At 70.3% G+C, this 18,453-nt stretch carries 17 protein-coding genes; 7 read left to right on the plus strand and 10 right to left on the minus strand.

Features of this window, described 5'->3' with window-relative positions; translation table 11 throughout:
- Positions 1–90: 90 nt before the first annotated feature.
- The 8 genes from tkt to Q0741_RS08315 form a co-directional block, all read right to left on the minus strand.
- A complete protein-coding gene (gene tkt / locus Q0741_RS08280; protein WP_298232725.1) occupies positions 91–2,115 on the minus strand; it encodes a transketolase in 2,025 nt (674 codons plus the stop codon).
- Positions 2,116–2,440: 325 nt separating this feature from the next.
- Positions 2,441–3,319: a phosphoribulokinase gene (locus tag Q0741_RS08285; RefSeq protein WP_298232726.1), complete on the minus strand. Its 879-nt coding sequence runs from the start codon at positions 3,317–3,319 to the stop codon at positions 2,441–2,443.
- A gap of 34 nt (positions 3,320–3,353) precedes the next feature.
- On the minus strand, positions 3,354–4,394 hold the full coding sequence (locus tag Q0741_RS08290; RefSeq protein ID WP_298232727.1) for a class 1 fructose-bisphosphatase: 1,041 nt from the start codon (positions 4,392–4,394) through the stop codon (positions 3,354–3,356).
- 38 nt (positions 4,395–4,432) lie between these two features.
- Positions 4,433–5,113: an HAD-IA family hydrolase gene (locus tag Q0741_RS08295; protein ID WP_298232728.1), complete on the minus strand. Its 681-nt coding sequence runs from the start codon at positions 5,111–5,113 to the stop codon at positions 4,433–4,435.
- Positions 5,113–5,910: an HAD family hydrolase gene (locus Q0741_RS08300; RefSeq protein ID WP_298232729.1), complete on the minus strand. Its 798-nt coding sequence runs from the start codon at positions 5,908–5,910 to the stop codon at positions 5,113–5,115. Before Q0741_RS08300 ends, Q0741_RS08295 begins: the two co-directional genes overlap by 1 nt.
- Positions 5,907–6,851 carry a CbbX protein gene (gene cbbX / locus Q0741_RS08305; protein WP_298232730.1) on the minus strand — a complete coding sequence of 315 codons (945 nt, stop codon included), beginning with the start codon at positions 6,849–6,851 and terminating at the stop codon, positions 5,907–5,909. Before cbbX ends, Q0741_RS08300 begins: the two co-directional genes overlap by 4 nt.
- Before the next feature lie 15 nt (positions 6,852–6,866).
- Positions 6,867–7,286: a ribulose bisphosphate carboxylase small subunit gene (locus Q0741_RS08310; RefSeq protein WP_298232731.1), complete on the minus strand. Its 420-nt coding sequence runs from the start codon at positions 7,284–7,286 to the stop codon at positions 6,867–6,869.
- 22 nt (positions 7,287–7,308) lie between these two features.
- A complete protein-coding gene (locus tag Q0741_RS08315; RefSeq protein WP_367184084.1) occupies positions 7,309–8,766 on the minus strand; it encodes a form I ribulose bisphosphate carboxylase large subunit in 1,458 nt (485 codons plus the stop codon).
- Between the two features lie 135 nt (positions 8,767–8,901).
- Between Q0741_RS08315 and Q0741_RS08320 the strand changes: the two genes are divergently transcribed.
- The 7 genes from Q0741_RS08320 (at position 8,902) to Q0741_RS08350 (ending at position 15,461) form a co-directional block, all read left to right on the plus strand.
- Positions 8,902–9,867, plus strand: coding sequence for a LysR family transcriptional regulator (locus tag Q0741_RS08320; RefSeq protein WP_298232733.1), 966 nt, complete (start codon positions 8,902–8,904; stop codon positions 9,865–9,867).
- A gap of 155 nt (positions 9,868–10,022) precedes the next feature.
- Positions 10,023–11,840 (plus strand): methanol/ethanol family PQQ-dependent dehydrogenase, encoded by a 1,818-nt coding sequence (locus Q0741_RS08325; RefSeq protein ID WP_298232760.1) that lies wholly within the window; start codon positions 10,023–10,025, stop codon positions 11,838–11,840.
- 110 nt (positions 11,841–11,950) lie between these two features.
- The gene (locus Q0741_RS08330; RefSeq protein WP_298232734.1) at positions 11,951–12,352 is read left to right on the plus strand and encodes a cytochrome c; all 402 of its coding nucleotides are present in this window, start codon (positions 11,951–11,953) and stop codon (positions 12,350–12,352) included.
- A complete protein-coding gene (locus Q0741_RS08335) occupies positions 12,352–13,242 on the plus strand; it encodes a quinoprotein dehydrogenase-associated putative ABC transporter substrate-binding protein (protein WP_298232735.1) in 891 nt (296 codons plus the stop codon). Before Q0741_RS08330 ends, Q0741_RS08335 begins: the two co-directional genes overlap by 1 nt.
- 4 nt (positions 13,243–13,246) lie before the next feature.
- Complete coding sequence (locus Q0741_RS08340; RefSeq protein ID WP_298232736.1) at positions 13,247–14,320, plus strand: serine protease; 1,074 nt, start codon at positions 13,247–13,249, stop codon at positions 14,318–14,320.
- Entirely contained in the window at positions 14,317–15,075 is a 759-nt protein-coding gene (locus tag Q0741_RS08345) for a hypothetical protein (RefSeq protein WP_298232737.1), read from the plus strand. Before Q0741_RS08340 ends, Q0741_RS08345 begins: the two co-directional genes overlap by 4 nt.
- Positions 15,072–15,461 (plus strand): hypothetical protein, encoded by a 390-nt coding sequence (locus tag Q0741_RS08350; RefSeq protein WP_298232738.1) that lies wholly within the window; start codon positions 15,072–15,074, stop codon positions 15,459–15,461. The genes Q0741_RS08345 and Q0741_RS08350 overlap by 4 nt, the downstream gene beginning before the upstream one ends.
- A 143-nt stretch (positions 15,462–15,604) precedes the next feature.
- Here the strand turns inward: Q0741_RS08350 and Q0741_RS08355 are convergent, their stop codons facing one another.
- Positions 15,605–16,156: a DUF3280 domain-containing protein gene (locus Q0741_RS08355; RefSeq protein WP_298232739.1), complete on the minus strand. Its 552-nt coding sequence runs from the start codon at positions 16,154–16,156 to the stop codon at positions 15,605–15,607.
- Between the two features lie 20 nt (positions 16,157–16,176).
- Entirely contained in the window at positions 16,177–18,183 is a 2,007-nt protein-coding gene (locus Q0741_RS08360) for a sigma-54-dependent Fis family transcriptional regulator (protein ID WP_298232740.1), read from the minus strand.
- Between the last annotated feature and the right edge of the window lie 270 nt (positions 18,184–18,453).

Here is an 18,453-nt window from a genome sequence, read left to right on the forward strand (position 1 = left end):
GTGCTGGCGGCCGGCTTGGGGGCCGCCTGGATTCCCGCCTTCGCGGGAATGACGAAACAGTGGGCATCACGGGCCAGCGTCGGCCAACGCTCATCCGGCGTGGTTCACCTGTCCGAGCAGTCTCCTCGCCCTCCCCGCCACCGCCTGCGGCGTGAACCCGAAGTGCTCGAACAGCGCCGGCGCGGGCGCCGACTCGCCGAAGCGCTCCAGCGCCACCACGTCGCCGTCCTCGCCCACGTACTTCCACCACAGCCCGCTGCGCCCGGCCTCGATGGCCAGGCGCGGCAGCGCGCGCGGGATCACCTCGCGGCGGTAGGCCTCGTCCTGGCGTTCGAAGACTTCCAGGCACGGCGCCGACACCACGCGCGCCGCGATGCCCTCGTCGGCCAGCCGCTGCGCCGCGGCCAGCGCCAGCGACACCTCCGAGCCCGAGGCGATCAGCACCACGCGCTCGCCGCGCTCGCGGCGCAGCACGTAGGCGCCGCGGGCGATGCCCTCGATGCGCTCCTGCCCGTCGCCCGCGTGCGGCAGCGCCTGGCGGCTCAGCAGCAGGCAGCTCGGTCCGTCATCGCGCCGCAGCGCCTGCTGCCAGGCCACCGCCGTCTCGGTCGCATCCGCCGGGCGCCACACGTCCAGGTTCGGGACCAGCCGCAGGCTGTGCGCGTGCTCCACCGGCTGGTGCGTGGGGCCGTCCTCGCCCAGGCCGATGGAGTCGTGCGTGAACACGTGCACCACCGGCAGCCGCATCAGCGCTGCCATGCGCAGCGCGTTGCGCGAGTAGTCGGAGAAGGCGAGGAAGGTGCCGCCGAAGGGCCGGTAGCCGCCGTGCAGCGCCACGCCGTTCATCACCGCCGCCATGCCGAACTCGCGCACGCCGTAGTGCACATGGTTGCCGCTGCCCTGCCCGGTCAGCGAGCGGCTGCCGCGCCAGTCGGTGAGGTTCGATCCGGTGAGGTCGGCCGAGCCGCCCAGCAGCTCCGGCGCGGTGGGTGCGACCGCATCCAGCAGCTCCTGCGAGGCCTTGCGCGTGGCGACCTTGGCGCCGCGGCGCTCGGCATCCAGCACCGCCTGCGCCAGCGCCGCCAGCGTCTCTTCGCGCAGCGGGCCGCCGCGGCGGCGGCGCAGGAACTCCGCCGCCAGCTCGGGAAAGGCCTGCGCGTAGGCGTCGAAGCGCTGCTGCCAGTGCCGGCGCAGCGTGGCGCCGCGCTCCGCCGCGTCCCAGGCTTGGCGCACTTCCTGCGGCACCTGGAACGAGGCCGCCTCCCAGTCCAGCGCCTGGCGCACCAGGGCGATCTCCGCCTCGCCCAGCGGTGCGCCGTGCACGTCGGCCGTGCCGGCGCGGTTGGGCGAGCCGTGGCCGATCTGCGTGCGGCAGCAGACCAGCACCGGGCGCTCGGAGCGCAGCGCCTGCGCGATGGCCTCGTCCAGCGCCTGGAAGCTGTGGCCGTCCACGCCGCGCAGCACCGTCCAGCCGTAGGCCTCGAAGCGCGCGGGCGTGTCGTCGCCGAACCAGCCCTTCACGTTGCCGTCGATGGAGATGCCGTTGTCGTCGTAGAACGCCACCAGCTTGCGCAGCCCCCAGGTGCCGGCCAGCGAGCAGGCCTCGTGGCTGAGGCCTTCCATCAGGCAGCCGTCGCCGAGGAAGACCCAGGTGCGGTGGTCCACGATCTCGTGGCCGGGGCGGTTGAACTCCTGGGCCAGCAGCTTCTCCGCCAGCGCCATGCCCACCGCGTTGGCCAGGCCCTGGCCCAGCGGCCCGGTCGTCGTCTCCACGCCGGGCGTCATGTGCACTTCCGGATGCCCCGGCGTGCGCGAGCCGAGCTGGCGGAAGCGCTGCAGCTCCTGCATCGGAAGGTCATAGCCGCTCAGGTGCAGCAGCGCGTACAGCAGCATGGAGCCGTGGCCGTTGGAGAGCACGAAGCGGTCGCGGTCGGGCCACTGCGGATCGGCCGGGTCGTGTTTCAGATGGTGGCGCCACAGCGCCTCGGCGATGTCGGCCATGCCCATGGGCATGCCGGGATGGCCGGAATTGGCGGCCTGCACGGCCTCGATGGCCAGCATGCGCAGGGCGTGCGCGCAGCGGCGGCGGATGGGGTCCGGGGCGGTGTGGGGCATGGGCTCTCCTTCCAGTGAAATCAGGGTGTTGTTCGTGAGGCGGCGACGCCGGGGTTTGCGCCGACCGTCAGCCGACGCGCCGCGCACACCGCTCCGTCATGCCCGCGAAGGCGGGCATCCACGCGTGCTGCCACCCAGCCCCGGCCGACGTTCGGGGCTGTCCTGTACCCACAAGGAGACCAACGGGTGCGCGTGGATGCCCGCCTTCGCGGGCATGAGGGGTCAGGGTGCGGTGCGGGTCAGCCGCCTGGAGGCGCGATGCGGTCCGCATACCGCGGACGTCCGGCGCCCCGTGCGGCAGTACGGTTGCCGCCGCACCTTTCTTTCAGGCCACCATCGCCTGCCGCCTGCGCTCCATCAGCCGCAGGATCATGGGCGTGAAGATCAGCTGCATGGCCAGGTCCATCTTGCCGCCCGGCACCACCAGCGTGTTGGCGCGCGACATCCACGAGTCGTGCAGCATGCTCAGCAGGTACGGGAAGTCGATGCCCTTGGGGTTGGCGAAGCGGATCACCACCAGGCTCTCGTCCGGCGTGGGGATGGTGCGGGCGATGAAGGGGTCGGAGGTGTCCACCACCGGCACGCGCTGGAAGTTGATGTGCGTGCGCGTGAACTGCGGGCAGATGTAGTGCACGTACTCGTGCATGCGGCGCAGGATCACGTCCGTCACCGCCTCGGTGGAGTAGCCGCGCGTGGCCTTGTCGCGGTGGATCTTCTGGATCCACTCCAGGTTGATCACCGGCACCACGCCGATGAGCAGGTCCGGGTAGCGCGCCACGTCGTGCTCCCCGGTCTTCACGCCGCCGTGCAGGCCTTCGTAGAACAGCAGTTCCGACTCCGGCAGCGGCGCCCAGGGCGTGAAGGTGCCCGGCGGCTGCTTGAAGGGCGCCGCTTCCGCCTCGTCGTGCAGGTACTTGCGCGCCTGGCCGGTGCCGGTCTCGGCGTAGTGGCGGAACAGGTTCTCCAGCTCGGAGAACAGGTTGGCGTCGGTGCCGAAGTGGCTGAAGTGCGGCTTGCCGTTGGCTTCGGCCTCGGCCATGGCCTTCTTCATCTCGGCGCGGTCGTAGCGATGGAAGCTGTCGCCTTCGACGATGGCGGCGCGCACGCCCTCGCGGCGGAAGATGGCTTCGAAGGTGCGCGTCACCGAGGTGGTGCCGGCGCCGGAGGAGCCGGTGATGGCGACGATGGGGTGCTTCACGGACATGGGAAAACTCCAGGGGTCGTCAGAACCGTTGTGCTTACACGGGCGCGAACAGCCCGCGCTGCCCGAACAGCGGCGCGCGGTAGCCGCCGTCGAGCAACTGCTCCTCGTGGTAGCGCTCGATGCGCTCCACCTCTTCCGCCGATCCGAAGATGAAACCCACGCGCTGCTGCAGCCCCTCGGGCTCCAGGCCCAGCACGCGGTGGCGCCCGGTGCTCGCGCAACCACCGGCCTGCTCGATGAGCATCGCCACCGGGTCGGCCTCATGCAGCAGCTGCACGCGGCCCGCGCGCTGCGGGTCGGTGCCGTCGCGCGGGCACAGGAACACGCCGCCGCGCAGCAGGATGCGGTGCGTCTCCGCCACCAGCGAGGCGATCCAGCGCATCGAGAAGTCCGCGCCGCGCACCCCGTTGCGTCCCTCCAGGCACTCGTCCACGTAACGCTTGACGGCCGGCTCCCAGAAGCGGCTGTGCGAGGCGTTGATGGCGAACTCGCGCGCGCGCCGCGGCACCTGCAGGTTCGGGTGGCTGAGCATCCACTCGCCCAGCTGCGGGTCCAGCGTGAAGCCGTGCGTGCCCTGGCCGAAGCTCAGCACCAGCATGGTGGCCGGGCCGTAGAGCGCGTAGCCGGCGCAGACCTGGCTGCTGCCGGGCTGCATCCAGTCGGTGGCGCTCGGCGCCACGCCGGCCTGCGGCGCGCGCAGCACCGAGAACAGGCTGCCCACGCCATGGTTGATGTCCAGGTTGCCCGCGCCGTCCAGCGGCTGGAACAGCAGCAGGTACTTGCCGCGCGGATAGGCCTCGGGAATGGGCGTGGCCTCGGCCTCGCCGCAGGCGGAATAGCCCGCCAGGTTGCCGCCCCACTCGCAGGCGCGCGTGAAGGCGTCGCGCGCGAACTGCGGCGTGGCCTCGGCGGCGGCGTCCTGCCCCAGGGCGCCGCGCGCCACGCGCGCCGCGATGGCCTTGCACGCCAGCGACACGTCGGTCACCAGCGCGTTGAGCTCGCCGGTGGCGCGCGGGTGGCGCCGGCGTTCCTCGATCAGGAACTGCGTGAGGTTGCTGCGGCCTTCGATCAGCATGGGGGGTCTCCTTCGGTTGTCTTGTTGGATGCCGGTTTTCAGTGGGACGCTGTGGGCGCGCGCGGCGGCAGCAGGGCCAGCAGCTGCCGTGGCACCTGCAGCCGCCACACGGCGGGGCCGGGCTCCTCCACGCCGCCGTAGCCCCAGCCGGCCAGCGCCATCAGGCAGCCCGCCGCCGCCGCGGCGCGCACGTCCGCGGGGCCGTCGCCGACCATCAGCAGCCGCGAGGGCAGCACGCCGCACAGCTCGCACGCGGCCAGCAGCATTGCCGGCGCGGGCTTGCGCAACTCGGGGCGGTCCGCGCCCATCACCGCCGCGCAGTGCGGCAGCAGTCCCGCACTGGCGAGCACCGCCCGCGCCAGCGGCGTGGGCTTGTTGGTCACCACCACCAGCGGCAGCGAGCGCGCCAGCTCGCCCATCACGGCTTCGATGCCCTCGAACACCGTGCCGTGCGCCAGCGGCGCGGCCAGCGTGGCCTTGTCGAAGTGGCTGCGCAGGCGCCGCAGCAGCGTGGGATGCGGGTCCGTCACGCCCCGCGCCGCCAGCGCGCGGCGGATCAGCGCGTCCGGCCCGTCGCCCACCCAGCCGCGCACGGTCGGCAGGTCGAAGCGGGCGTCCAGGTGCTCCGCGCGCAGCGCATGCGCCAGCGCCGCGGCGATGTCCGGCGCGCTGTCCACCAGCGTGCCGTCCAGGTCCAGGGCCAGGGCTTCGGCGCGCATCACACGCCCTGGTAGAGCTGCCGCACTTCGCAGTGCACGGGCGGATGGCGCAGCTGCTCCAGGCCCTGCAGCGTGAGCCAGGCCGCGTCGGGCAGGCTGCCGCCGGGCTCGCCGGACAGCGGCTGCCCGGGGTCGCCCAGGTGCGGCAGCAGCAGCTGCGCGTCGGCGAAGCGCTCGTCCTCGGTCCACCAGGTGGGCGTGACCACGGTCCACAGCCCGGCGGCGCGCGCCGCGCGCAGGCCGTGGGCCGAGTCCTCGAAGGCGACGGCCTCGTCCGCATCCAGGCCCAGCGTGCGCAGCACCAGCTCGAACACGTCCGGCGCCGGCTTCTTGTGCCGCACCAGGTCGCCGCAGGCGATCAGGTCGAACAGCCCCGGCCCCTGCGGGCCCAGCGTCGCCACCAGCAGCGCCTCGACGTTGGCGGGGCTGGTGGTGCTGGCGATGGCCAGGTGCAGCCCGGCCTCGCGCGCCTCGCGCAGCAGCCGCGCCACGCCCGGGCGCAGCGGCACGGCGCCCTGCGCCACCAGCGCCGCGTAGTGCCGCGTCTTGGCCGCGTGCAGCGCGGGGATGCGCGCCAGCGCGGCGCGGCGGTCCAGCTCGTCCAGGCCCAGGGTGTCGATGTGGTGCGCGATGCGCTCCTTGCCGCCGGTCACGCGCAGCAGCTCGCGGTAGCGCGCGCGGTTCCAGTCCCAGCGCAGGCCGGCATCGGCGAAGGCGGCGTTGAAGGCTTGGCGGTGCAGTTCCTCCGTGTCGGCCAGCGTGCCGTCCACGTCGAAGATCAGGGCCTGGATGCTCATGCGCGATTCCTTGCGTCGGGGTCGTTGGGCGTGGGGTTGTCGAACACCCGGCTGCCGAGCACGTCGGCCGCTTCCAGGGTGACGAGCTGCTCGGGCTGCAGCGGCGCGTCGCTGTCGAACAGCCGCGTGGCGTGGCGCAGCCGGATGCGGTCCAGCGCGTTGCGGATGGAGCGCGCGTTGGCGAAGTGCGGCTGCGCGCGGCGCAGCGCGATGTAGCGCGCGAAGGCGGCCTGCGCGCCGGGGTCGAAGCGGTAGTGCAGCTTCTGCAGCATCAGCTCCGAGATGCGCAGCAGCTCGGCTTCCGTGTAGTCGGGGAAGTCGATGTGGTGCGCGATGCGCGAGGCCATGCCCGGGTTGGAGCCGAAGAAGGTCTGCATGCGGTCCTTGTAGCCGGCCAGGATCACCACGATGTCCTCGCGCTGGTTCTCCATCACCTGCAGCAGGATCTCGATGGCCTCCTGGCCGTAGTCGCGCTCGTTCTCCGGCCGGTAGAGGTAGTAGGCCTCGTCGATGAACAGCACCCCGCCCATGGCCTTCTTGAGCACCTCGCGCGTCTTGGGCGCGGTGTGGCCGATGAACTGGCCCACCAGGTCGTCGCGGGTGACGGCCACCAGGTGCCCCTTGCGCACGTAGCCCAGTTGCTTCAGCACCTCGGCCATGCGCAGCGCCACCGTGGTCTTGCCCGTGCCGGGATTGCCGGTGAAGCACATGTGCAGCGAGGGCGGCTGCGAATCGAAACCCTGTTGCGCGCGCAGCTTGTCCACCAGCAGCAGCGCGGCGATGTCGTGGATGCGGCTCTTCACCGGCGCGAGGCCGACGAGCTCGGCGTCGAGCTGCGCCAGCACCGCCTTCACCCCGCTGCTCTCGAACAGCTGGCGCGGGCTCTGCACCGGGGGCGCGGCCGCCTCGGAGGCGGCCGCTTCGAGCACTTCGGCTTCCATGGCGGCCTCCCGCGCTCAGTAGCGCGCGCCCTCGGGCCGCGCCTGCGCCGCGTAGCCCTCGATGCGGTAGTGGATCTGCCGTCCCGGCCCCTCGGAGCGCACCAGGCGGAAGCCGGGCTCGTCCTGCGGCCGGTTCACGATGAAGGACAGCACCACCGACTCGACCCCGTGCGTGGAGTCGAAGGCCGTGACGCGGATGTAGTGGTTCGGGAAGGCCTTGCGGCAGTCCTTGATCTCCATGAGCACGCCGGCAGGGTCCTGCAGGTCGAACATCGGGTTGCCGTGCATTTCCCAGAAGGTGTTGCGCGGGTGCGGGTCGTCGGTGTACTCGATGCCGACTGCGAAACCCTTGTCGAGGGCGTATTCGACCTGCTTGAGGATCTGCTCGTCGGTGAGGTCGGGCAGGAACGAGAAGGTGCCTTGGGTCAGACGCATGGGGGGCTCCGGTTTGCAACGATCAGGCCACCGAGGGGGTGGGCACGAAGTCCGAGGTGTCGGTGGGCGTGTAGTTGAAGCTGACCTCGCCCCAGGTATCGAGCGCGGCCTGCAGCGGGGTGCACCACTTGGCCGCGGCGCGCAGGATGTCGGGGCCTTCTTCCTTGATGTCGCGGCCCTCGTTGCGCGCCAGCACCATGGCTTCGAGCGCGACGCGGTTGGCGGTGGCGCCGGCCTGGATGCCCTGCGGGTGGCCGATGGTGCCGCCGCCGAACTGCAGCACCACGTCGTCGCCGAACAGGTCCAGCAGCTGGTGCATCTGGCCGGCGTGGATGCCACCCGAGGCCACCGGCATCACCTTGCGCAGCGCGCCCCAGTCCTGCTCGAAGAAGATGCCGCGCGGCAGGTCGGGCACCGTGTGCGCGTCGCGGCACACGTTGTAATAGCCCTGTACCGTCAGCGGGTCACCTTCGAGCTTGCCCACCGCCGTGCCGGCGTGGATGTGGTCCACGCCCGCCATGCGCATCCACTTGGCGATGACGCGGAACGAGACGCCGTGGTTCTTCTGCCGGGTGTAGGTGCCGTGGCCCGCGCGGTGCAGGTGCAGGATCATGTCGTGCTGCCGGCACCAGTGGCTCAGGCTCTGGATGCCCGTGTAGCCCACCACCAGGTCCACCATCACGATCACCGAGCCCAGCTCCTTGGCGAACTCGGCGCGGCGGTACATCTCCTCCATCGTGCCGGCGGTGACGTTGAGGTAGCTGCCCTTCACTTCGCCGGTGGCGGCGCTGGCCTTGTTGACCGCGTCCATCACGAACAGGAAACGGTCGCGCCAGTGCATGAAGGGCTGCGAATTGATGTTCTCGTCATCCTTCATGAAGTCCAGGCCGCCCTTGAGGCCCTCGTAGACCACGCGGCCGTAGTTGCGGCCCGACAGGCCCAGCTTGGGCTTGGTGGTGGCGCCCAGCAGCGGGCGGCCGAATTTGTCCAGGCGCTCGCGCTCCACGATGACCCCCGTGGGCGGGCCGCTGAAGGTCTTCACGTAGGCCACGGGGAAGCGCATGTCTTCCAGCCGCGCGGCCTTCAGCGGCTTGAAGCTGAAGACGTTGCCGATGATGGACGCGGCCACGTTGGTGATGGAGCCTTCCTCGAACAAGCTCAGGTCGTAGGCCACCCAGCAGAACCACTGGCCCGGCTGCCCCGGCACCGGCTCCACGCGGTAGGCCTTGGCGCGGTACATGTCGCAGGCGGTGAGGCGGTCGGTCCAGACCACGGTCCAAGTCGCGGTGGAGGACTCGCCGGCCACCGCCGCGGCGGCCTCCACCGGGTCCACGCCCTCCTGCGGCGTGATGCGGAACAGCGCCAGGATGTCGGTGTCCTTGGGCTCGTAGTCCGGGTTCCAGTAGCCCATCTGCGCGTACTTCAGCACGCCGGCCGCGTAGCGCTTGCTCGCGTCCACGATCTGCTTGAGTTCGTTCATCTCGCCCATCGCCTGCTCCTTGGCTGCTTGTCCGACACCGGTTTGCATCGGCTTGGGATGGACTCTAGGAAGCGAATGGAATCAGGAAAAGTTAATTCTTTTTAAGATGACATCAGGTTTAACTAATATCGGATCATGTCGTCGTTGCGCCATGCCACCTTCAAGCAACTCGCCGCCCTGCACGCCGTGGCCCGGCTGGGCAGCGTCTCGGCCGCTGCGGCGGAGCTGCATTTGACGCAGCCGGCGGTGTCGATCCAGATCGGCGCGCTGGAGGAGGCGGCGGGCACGCCGCTGCTGCAGCGCACCGGGCGCGGCATCCGGCTGACCGAGGCGGGCGAGCTGCTGGCGGGCTATGCCGGGCGCATCCTGGAGCTGTGGCGCGAGGCCGGCGACGAGATGGCTGCGCAGCACGGAGACTTTTCGGGAACGCTGCGCGTCGGTGCGGTGACGACGGCGGAGTACCTGCTGCCGCCGCTGCTGGTGGCCTTCGCCAACGAGCACCCCAAGGTGAAGGTGAAGCTGCAGGTCGGCAACCGCGACCAGATCGTGCGCATGCTCGCCGGCCAGGAGGTGGACCTGGCCATCATGGGCCGCCCGCCGGCGGAGCTGAAGACGGTGTCCGCGGCTTTTGCGCGACACCCCATGGCCTTCCTGGCCGCGCCGGGGCATGCGCTGATGCAGCGCAGCGATCTCAGATTGGCGCAGTTGCTCGATGCCGAGCTGCTGGTGCGCGAGCGCGGCTCGGGCACGCGCGCCACGGTCGAGACGCTGTTCCGCGAGGCCGGGCTGCCGTTGCGTCTTGGCTCGGAGATGTCGAGCAACGAGGCCATCAAGCAGCTCACCGCGGCCGGGCTGGGCGTGGCCTTCCTGTCGCTGCACACCTGCACGCTGGAGATGCGGGCCGGGCTGCTGGGGCTGCTGCCGCTGCCGGGCAACCCCATCGAGCGCGACTGGTACGTCATGCACCTGGCCGCACGCCAGCTGCCGCAGGTGGCGGCGGCCTTCGAGCGCTTCCTGTGCGAGCAGGGCCAGGCGCTGGTGAAGGCCCAGCTGGAGCCACGGGAACAGGCCCGGGGCGAGCCCGGGGCTGTAACGCGCTGACGCGCGGCACCGGGGCGACTGTTCAATTTTGACCCTGGCCGCAGGGTCTGCCCTGAGTGGTTGCGCCCGCGATCGATGCCTACAACGCGCTCCTGGGAACCCGTCGAAGACGCCGCGGTGGGCCCGCTGACATTCACCAGGAGACGACAATGACCATGCGTTTGAAGCCTTCCGTCGCCGTATTGGCGCAGACATTCGGAAGCCTGCTGCTCGCCGTACCCGCCGTGGCACTGGCCAACGCCGACGTGGAAAAGAACATCGCCAACTCGAAGAACTGGGCGATGCAGGCCGGTGACATGTTCAACCAGCGCTACAGCAAGCTGGACCAGATCAACAAGGGCAACGTCGGCAAGATGCAGGTCGCCTGGACCTTCTCCACCGGCGTGCTGCGCGGCCACGAGGGCTCGCCGCTGGTGATTGACGGCACCATGTACCTGCACTCGCCTTTCCCCAACAAGGTCTTCGCCATCGACCTGGAGACGCAGAAGATCAAGTGGAAGTACGAGCCCAAGCAGGACACGGCCGTGATCGCGCAGATGTGCTGCGACACCGTCTACCGCGGCTTGGCCTATGCCGAGGGCAAGGTCTTCCTGCAGCAGGCCGACTCCATGCTGGTGGCGCTGGATGCCAACAACGGCAAGGTGATCTGGAGCGTCAAGAACGGTGACCCGAAGCTCGGCGCGGTCAACACCAATGCCCCGCACGTGTTCAAGGACAAGGTGATCACGGGCATCTCCGGCGGCGAATGGGGCGTGCGCGGCTTCTTGGCGGCCTACGACATCAACACCGGGCGCCAGGTCTGGAAGGCCTACTCCACCGGCCCGGACAACGAGATGCTGATGGACCCGGAGAAGACCATGACCTGGGCCGACGGCGGCCTCAAGCCCGTGGGCAAGGACTCCTCGCTCAAGACCTGGCAGGGCGACCAGTGGAAGACCGGCGGCGGCACCACCTGGGGCTGGTACAGCTATGACAAGGCCACCAACATGGTCTATTACGGGACCGGCAACCCCTCCACCTGGAACCCGGCTCAGCGCCCCGGCGACAACAAGTGGTCCATGACCATCTTCGCGCGCGACGTGGACACCGGCGTGGCCAAGTGGGCCTACCAGATGACGCCGTATGACGAGTGGGACTTTGACGGCGTCAACGAGATGATCCTGGCCGACATCCCCGTCAAGGGCAAGCAGACCAAGGCGCTGGTGCACTTCGACCGCAACGGCTTCGCCTACACGCTGGACCGCGTCACGGGCGCGCTGCTGGTGGCCGAGAAGTACGACCCGAAGGTCAACTGGGCTACGCACGTGGACATGCGCACCGGGCGCCCGCAGGTGGTCAAGCAGTACTCCACGGCGCAGAACGGGCCTGACGTCAACACCAAGGGCATCTGCCCGGCGGCGCTGGGCACCAAGGACCAGCAGCCCGCCTCCTTCGACCCCAACACCAAGCTGTTCTACGTGCCCACCAACCACGTGTGCATGGACTACGAGCCGTTCAAGGTCGAGTACACCGCCGGCCAGCCCTATGTGGGCGCCACGCTGGCGATGTATCCCGCCCCGGGCAGCCACGGCGGCATGGGCAACTACATCGCCTGGGACGCCGGCACCGGCAAGATCGTGCAGAGCAAGCCCGAGAAGTTCTCGGTGTGGAGCGGCGCGCTCAACACGGCCGGCGGCATCAGCTGCTACGGCACGCTGGAGGGCTACCTGAAGTGCGTGGACGCCAAGGACATCAACAAGGAGCTGTTCAAGTTCAAGACGCCCTCCGGGATCATCGGCAACGTGTTCACGTATGAGCACAAGGGCAAGCAGTACATGGGCGTGTTCTCGGGCATCGGCGGCTGGGCCGGCATCGGCATGGCCGCGGGCCTGGAGAAGGACAACGACGGCCTGGGCGCCGTCGGCGGCTACCGCGAGCTGAGCCAGTACACCGAGCTCGGCGGCTCGCTGACCGTGTTCGCGCTGCCCAACTGATCTCCCGCATCACAACAAGGCACCACTGAAAAACGCCTCAGGCACGGCCCGTGCCGGGTTGGCCTGGGGCGTTCGCATTCCTCACTGACGTTCGTTGGAGTGAAGCTCTCATGAAGTTCCGCAAAGTCGCTCTCGCCGCCGTGTCGTGTCTGGCGCTGTTCGGTGCCACGGTCTACAGCAATGCTCAGGGCAACCAGCTCTACACGGTGGTGGATGGCAACAAGGTCGATCCCCAGACCATGAAGGGTTTCCGCACCTGGCGCTCGGCCGCTTGCGACCGCTGCCATGGTCCCAACCAGGAAGGCATGGTCGGCCCCTCGCTCATCGAGAGCCTCAAGAAGCTGAGCAAGGACGAGTTCACCAAGACCGTGCTGGAAGGCCGGCTGGAAAAGGGCATGCCCTCCTTCGGCAGCAACCCGGCCGTGACGCAGAACATCGACCAGCTCTACGCCTACCTCAAGGGCCGCTCGGACGGGGCCATCACTTCCGCCAGGGTGCAGGAGATGCCTTGATGAGCGCCGCCGCTTTCCCGCGCTCGCGCCGGCGCGGCTGGAGCGCGGCGCTGCTGCTTGGCGCACTGGTGGCGGCCTGGCCCGCTGCAGCGCAGGAGGAACAGCCGCCGCGCAAGGCCTTCAAGGTGTGCCAGGACCCGCACAACCTCCCCTTCTCCAGCGCGCAGGGCAACGGTATCGAGAACCGCATCGCCGAGCTCTTCGCCCGCGACCTGGGGCTGCCGCTGCAGTACTACGACTTCCCCAACCGCCTGGCCTTCATCCGCAACACGCTGCGCTACAAGCTCCCCGGCGAGGACTGGCGCTGCGACGTGGTGCTGGGCGTGCCCGAGGGCTTCGATCAGGTCTCGGTGACCAAGCCCTACTACCGCTCGACCTACGCGCTGGTGTTCCCGCGCGGCAAGGGGCTCGACGGGGTACGCACGGGCCAGGACTTCCTCAAGCTCGACCCGGGCGTGCTGGGCAAGCTGCGCATCGGCGTGCACGATCGCTCGCCGGCCGGCAAGTGGCTGGCCAAGCACCAGCTGGTGGATCGCGCCGTGGTCTACCCGATGATGAGCCCGGACACCGAGCACGACCCCGGCGAGGCGGTGGAGGCCGACCTGGCCGCCGGCCGCATCGACGCCGCCATCCTGTGGGGCCCGCTGGCTGGTTACGCCGCCAAGCGCCAGAGCGCGGCCAACCTCGTGGTGGTGCCGCTGGCCTCGGAGCCGGACGTGCGCTTCGACTACGCCATAGCCATGGGCGTGCGCTACGGCGAGCCGCAGTGGAAGAGCCAGATCGAGGGCCTGATCGAGCGTCGCCGCGGCGACATCCAGGCCATCCTGCGCGAGTTCGGCGTGCCGCTGGTGGAGTCCGGCGCCTCTGGTCGGCCGGCTTCGAGGGACTGATGCCGTGGCCCGCGGCCCCTCGGCTCACCAGCGCCGCCTCCTGGGCTCGGCGCTGGTGGCGGCCTGCCTGCTCAGCAGCAGCGGCGCGCACGCGGAGTTCGACCGCCGCTCGCTGATCCTGCTGGGGCGCAGCGTGCTGCGCATCGAGGCCGAGGGCGCCGGCGGGCGACTGCAACTGGGCTCGGGCGTGGTCATCGCCAAGGAGCGCGTGGTCACCAACTGCCATGTCACCCGCAACGCCAGCAGCATCTCCGTGGTGCAGGCCGGCGCGCGCTGGTCGGTGCAGTCGCAGGCCCTGGACACCGAGCGCGACCTGTGCGTGCTGCAGGTGCCCGGGCTGCCCAACGCGCCGGTGGCGCTGGGCCGCGCCGCTTCGCTGCGCGAGGGCCAGGAGCTCGCCGCGCTGGGCTACACCGGCGGGCCGGCGCTGCAGATCAGCGGCGGCAGCGTGGTGGCGCTGCACCACTGGGGCGGGCACCTCGTCATCCAGTGCAGCAACGGCTTCACCTCGGGCGCCAGCGGCGGCGGGCTGTTCGACCGCGACGGCAACCTCGTGGGCATCCTCACCTTCCGGCTGCCGGGCGGGCGCACGCACTACTACGCCGTGCCGGCCGAATGGCTGGCCGACAGCACCGAGCTGCGCATGCGCTTCGGCCAGGTGCGCCCGCATGACGGGCTGAGCTTCTGGCAGCAGCCGCTGGCCGCGCAGCCGCTGTTCCTGCAGGCGGCCACGCTGGAGCGCGCCGGGCAGTGGGACGATCTGCTGCACTTGGCCGAGCGCTGGGCGCACGAGGACGCCGCCGATCCCGAGCCGCTGTACCTGCGCGCGCTGGCCTACGAGCACCTGGGCCGTGACACCGCCGCGGTGCAGAGCTGGCAGCGCAGCCTGGACATCGATCCCGCCTACAGCCGCAGCTGGGCCCGGCTGGCGCAGCTCTACCACCGCACCGGCCTGGCCTCGCAGGCGCAACAGGCCATCGAATCGCTCACCGCCCTCAATCCCGGACTGGCGCTGGAGGTGTCGGACCGCCTGCGCGCCGATCCTTCAGAACCCCCTCAGGAATCCGCACGCCAATGAGTCTTTCCCTTCTTTCGCGCGGTCGCCGTGCTGCGGCGCTGGCCGCGGCGGCGCTGGCGGCCACGCTGCTGGGCGCCGCGCCGCTGCGTGCCGCCGAGGAGCCGAGCCCCGACGAGGAGCCGCGCGTGGCCGGCGCCGGCACCATCTCGGAGGCCGAGCGGCGGATCTTCATGGCGCCGCACCTGCAGGGCCTCAAGCCCGGCACCGTGCTGCGCTATGCCTTCACGCATGGCGGCTCGCTGGAGCCCGGCTACGCCGGCGCGCTGGAGCTGCAACTGCGCGCCGGCGCCGATGGCCGCTGTTGCGACACCAGCGCCACCTTCCCGGAGGCGCAAGGCCCGCGTCCCTTGCCGACCGTGGAAGGCGCCAGCGCCAACCCGGTGATCCTCTACTTCCTGGAGCACGACTTGCGCGAGATGCAGCGCCTCACGCGCGGGCAGATGAACCACTTCCGGCGCCGTATCCGCCTCGCGCTGGCCGAGGATGCCCGCAGCGAGGACACCCGCGTGCGCTACCAGGGCCGCGAGCTGCCGGCGCAGCGGCTGCAGGTGAGCCCCTACCTCACTGATCCCATGCGCAACCGTTTCGAGCAGTACGCGGCCAAGCGCTACGAGTTCGTGCTGGCCGACGTGCCCGGCGGCGTGGCGCAACTGCGCACCCTGCTGCCCGGCAATCAGTCCGGCACGCCGCCGCTGCTTGAAGAAACCCTCACCCTTGAAGGCGCCGAAGTGGGCGCCGCGACTGCAAAACCATGACCCTGCCCTCCCTTCGCCTGGCCCGCCAGCTGCTGCGCCCCGCCGCCGTGTCCGTGCTGTTGAGCGTTGCCGCTCCCTGGGCCTTTGCCCACGACTACCCCACGGCCGCACGCGTGGAATACGTGCAGGCCTGCATGCGCGACCACCCGGGCAGCTACTACGAGATGCTCAACAAGTGCTCGTGCGTGCTGGATCGTCTGGCGGCGCAGGTGCCCTACGACGACTTCGTGACCATGAGCACCGCCACCAACGCCAACAGCATCGGCGGCGAGCGCGGCAACACCATCCGCGACACCGAGCCGCTGCAGAAGCAGATCCGCGAGTTCCGCAAGCTGCAGTCCACGGCGCGCGAGGGCTGCTTCATTGCGCCGACGGCGGCGCGCTGAAGACCTTCCTCCAGTCCCGGCTTGCTCTTGTTCGTGAAATGACCCGTTTGCACTGACCCTTCGATACCTCAGGGCGCGCCCTGTGCTGAGGTATCGAAGCATCAGGACGAACGGAATACGTCGCTGATCAGCAAGCGCGGGACTCACGTCCCGTACTTCGGATTCCCCTGCCGCTTCTGCGCCATGTCGCGCACCAGGAAGCGCACGGCGCGCTGCCACGACTCGTCGTTGTTACCGCGCAGGTCCACCGACTTCGACAGCACCACGCGCTTGCGGCGCACGTCGTGCACCTCGATGTTGAAGTTCAGGATCAGCTCGCTGACCTTCTGTACCCAGCCGGTGATGGCGTAGTCGGTGTCGAGCTGCTGCCCTACCTGGCGCGCGCAGTCCTCGCAGCGGTGCATGAACTCCTGCTCGTTGCGCAGCTTGTCCATCAGCGCTCGCGCACCCTGCAGCGGAACGATCCGGTAGAGCCGCTGCGCCTGCAACTGCTCCTCCAGGTCCTCGCGCGCCTGGCGCAAGCGCCGCTGCAGCGCGGCATGCGCTTGCGGCTCGGGGTTGGGATGGTCGTCGAGCAGGTCGAAGTCCAGCACCACGGCGCTGGGCGGCGGCACCGGCTGCGCGCGGGCCGTGGCCCCCGGTATCGCCAGCGCGGCGGCCGCGGTCAGGAGCAACAGGCGGCGATGGCGCTGCATCCGGTGGCTCCGATACGCGCTCACGAACGCCGCCTCAGCTTGCGGTAGATGGTGTTGCGGCTGATGCCCAGCCGCTTGGAAGCCAGCGAGATGTTGCCGTCCAGCTCCTGCACCACGCGCAGGATGGTCTGCATCTCCAGCTCTTCCAGCGTGGCGCCGGCCTCGGCCGGATCAGGCTGTGCCGCCAGTACGGGTGCCGGATCGTGCTCCGCTGCGGGCTTGCCGGTGCCGATGCTCGCGTCCGGCTGGCGCCGTGCCACGGCGCGCTGCACGTCCTCGATGAAGTCCTCGGGCAGGTGCGCGGGCGTGATGGCGGCTTCGTCGCCGGCCATCGCGGCCGCCGCGCGCAGCACGTTGACGAGCTGGCGCACGTTGCCCGGCCAGTGGTAGGACTGCATCAGCCGCACCACCTCCGCGTCCAGCGTCGGCGCGCGCAGCGGGCCGTGGCGGCGCAGGATGCGCTGCACCAGCACCAGCAGGTCGCTGCGCTCGCGCAGCGGCGGCAGCCGCACCGTCAGGCCGTTGAGCCGGTAATACAGGTCCTCGCGGAAGGCCTGGCGCTCCACCATCTCGCGCAGGTTGTGGTGCGTGGCGCTGATCACGGCCACGTCGGCCGGCGCGCCGCCCAGCGGCGCAAGCTCGTGCTCGTGCAGCACGCGCAGCAGCCGCGCCTGCAGCGCCAGCGGCATGTCGCCCACCTCGTCCAGGAACAGCGTGCCGCCCTGGGCTTGCAGGATGCGCCCCAGCGCGCCGGGGCGCCGCGCGCCGCCTTCGCTGCCGAAAAGCTCGGCCTCGATCATCGGCTCCGGCAGCCCGGCGCAGTTCACGGTCGCGAAGGGCAGGCCGGCGCGCGAGGATTCCTGGTGGATGGCGCGCGCCAGCACCTCCTTGCCCGACCCGGTCTCGCCCAGGATCAGTACCGAGATGTCGCGGTCGGCGACGCGGCGCAGCCGGGTGGCCAGCGCCTCCATCTGCGCGTCGCCCGTCTGCAGCCACGACAGATCGGGCACGGCCTCGGCGTCCGCCGCGCGCGGCCGCTCGCGCCGCGGCACCAGCACCGAACTCACCGGGGGGGAGGCCGGCCGTACCAGCGCGGACGGCGCCTCGGTGGCGCCCGCTTCGGCTGCCGCGTCGCCGGAGGGCAGCAGGCTCATCGTCGGGCGCGCCAGCGGCCAGTTCAATTGCAGCCGCGCGTGCAATTGCAGCCCGTTGGCCAGCGTGAGCGTGAGCGGGCCGGTCGAGGCGCTGCGCGCCTGGTCCAGCAGCTGCGGCAGGCTCAGGCCGAAGAGGCTTTCCACGCAGTTCATGCGCAGCCCCGCGGGGCTCAGCGCCAGCAGGTCCAGCGCGCTGCGGTTGGCGCCCAGCAGCTTGCCGTCCTCGCCCACGGCCAGGATGCCGCCCATGAGCGTGTCGATGAACTCGACGCGGCTGTGGAAGTGCAGCCGCAGCGCGTGCTGGCAGTCGTCGGTCAGCCAGTGGTTCTCGATCATGCGCGCCGACATCTTCACCAGGCCCAGCGTGTGGGCGTGGAAGGAGCGGTGGTCGCCGGTGACGTCGAGCACGCCCAGCAGGTTGCCGCGCGGATCGAAGATGGGCGCGGCCGAGCAGGTCAGGAAGTCGTTGGCATACATGAAGTGCTCGTCGGCATGCACGAACACCGGCTCCTCCGTCACCAGCGCCGTGCCCATGCCGTTGGTGCCCTTGCTGGCCTCGGCCCAGTTCACGCCGGGCGCCAGCGCCACCTTGGCCGTGCGCTCCAGCAGGTCCGAGTGGCCCACCGAGTGCAGCACCGTGCCCTGCGTGTCGGCCAGCACCACCATGCTCTTGCTGACCAGGATCTGCTCCAGCAGCAGCTCCATCACCGGCGCGGCATGCATGAACAGCCGGCGGTTGCGTTCATGAACCAATGCCAGGTCGGCCCGCGGCAGCGGCGTGTAGTCGCCATGGCCGATGCGCGTGAGCCCCAGCGCCGCGCAGCGCTCGTGCGACTTGCGGATGGCCTCCACATGCGCCGGGTCGCTGGGCACCAGCACGCTCGTGGCTGAGTGTCCGAAGCCCAAGTCGCGCTTTCGGCCAGCCAACGGGCCCTCGGACGGACGGGTCGTGAGCATCGCTGTCCTTTCTACTTCCGCCTGCAGCGGAGGTCTCCTCTGGGTTTTCTTACAGGCGCGCGCAGCATACGCCCCCGGCCTGCCGTGACACTGTGTACTGAATCCAGGGCAGCAACAGGGTTGCCAGACAACCCGGCTTGCAACAAGCACGCCATCCAGCCGCGTGGAACAGGGCTTGCAGGAAGG

Origin of the sequence: uncultured Azohydromonas sp., from assembly GCF_937926365.1 — a bacterium.
Lineage (GTDB): Bacteria > Pseudomonadota > Gammaproteobacteria > Burkholderiales > Burkholderiaceae_C > Azohydromonas.

Bases quoted from the DNA above. Each gene is read 5' to 3' on its own strand.
- Q0741_RS08335 (WP_298232735.1), top strand. From the start codon at position 12,352: ATGAGCGCCGCCGCTTTCCCGCGCTCGCGCCGGCGCGGCTGGAGCGCG.
- Q0741_RS08345 (WP_298232737.1), top strand. From the start codon at position 14,317: ATGAGTCTTTCCCTTCTTTCGCGCGGTCGCCGTGCTGCGGCGCTGGCC.
- cbbX (WP_298232730.1), bottom strand. From the start codon at position 6,851: ATGGAAGCCGAAGTGCTCGAAGCGGCCGCCTCCGAGGCGGCCGCGCCC.
- Q0741_RS08355 (WP_298232739.1), bottom strand. From the start codon at position 16,156: ATGCAGCGCCATCGCCGCCTGTTGCTCCTGACCGCGGCCGCCGCGCTG.
- Q0741_RS08295 (WP_298232728.1), bottom strand. From the start codon at position 5,113: ATGCGCGCCGAAGCCCTGGCCCTGGACCTGGACGGCACGCTGGTGGAC.
- Q0741_RS08300 (WP_298232729.1), bottom strand. From the start codon at position 5,910: ATGAGCATCCAGGCCCTGATCTTCGACGTGGACGGCACGCTGGCCGAC.
- Q0741_RS08330 (WP_298232734.1), top strand. From the start codon at position 11,951: ATGAAGTTCCGCAAAGTCGCTCTCGCCGCCGTGTCGTGTCTGGCGCTG.
- Q0741_RS08310 (WP_298232731.1), bottom strand. From the start codon at position 7,286: ATGCGTCTGACCCAAGGCACCTTCTCGTTCCTGCCCGACCTCACCGAC.
- Q0741_RS08290 (WP_298232727.1), bottom strand. From the start codon at position 4,394: ATGCTGATCGAAGGCCGCAGCAACCTCACGCAGTTCCTGATCGAGGAA.
- Q0741_RS08315 (WP_367184084.1), bottom strand. From the start codon at position 8,766: ATGAACGAACTCAAGCAGATCGTGGACGCGAGCAAGCGCTACGCGGCC.
- Q0741_RS08350 (WP_298232738.1), top strand. From the start codon at position 15,072: ATGACCCTGCCCTCCCTTCGCCTGGCCCGCCAGCTGCTGCGCCCCGCC.
- Q0741_RS08325 (WP_298232760.1), top strand. From the start codon at position 10,023: ATGCGTTTGAAGCCTTCCGTCGCCGTATTGGCGCAGACATTCGGAAGC.
- Q0741_RS08320 (WP_298232733.1), top strand. From the start codon at position 8,902: ATGTCGTCGTTGCGCCATGCCACCTTCAAGCAACTCGCCGCCCTGCAC.
- Q0741_RS08285 (WP_298232726.1), bottom strand. From the start codon at position 3,319: ATGTCCGTGAAGCACCCCATCGTCGCCATCACCGGCTCCTCCGGCGCC.
- tkt (WP_298232725.1), bottom strand. From the start codon at position 2,115: ATGCCCCACACCGCCCCGGACCCCATCCGCCGCCGCTGCGCGCACGCC.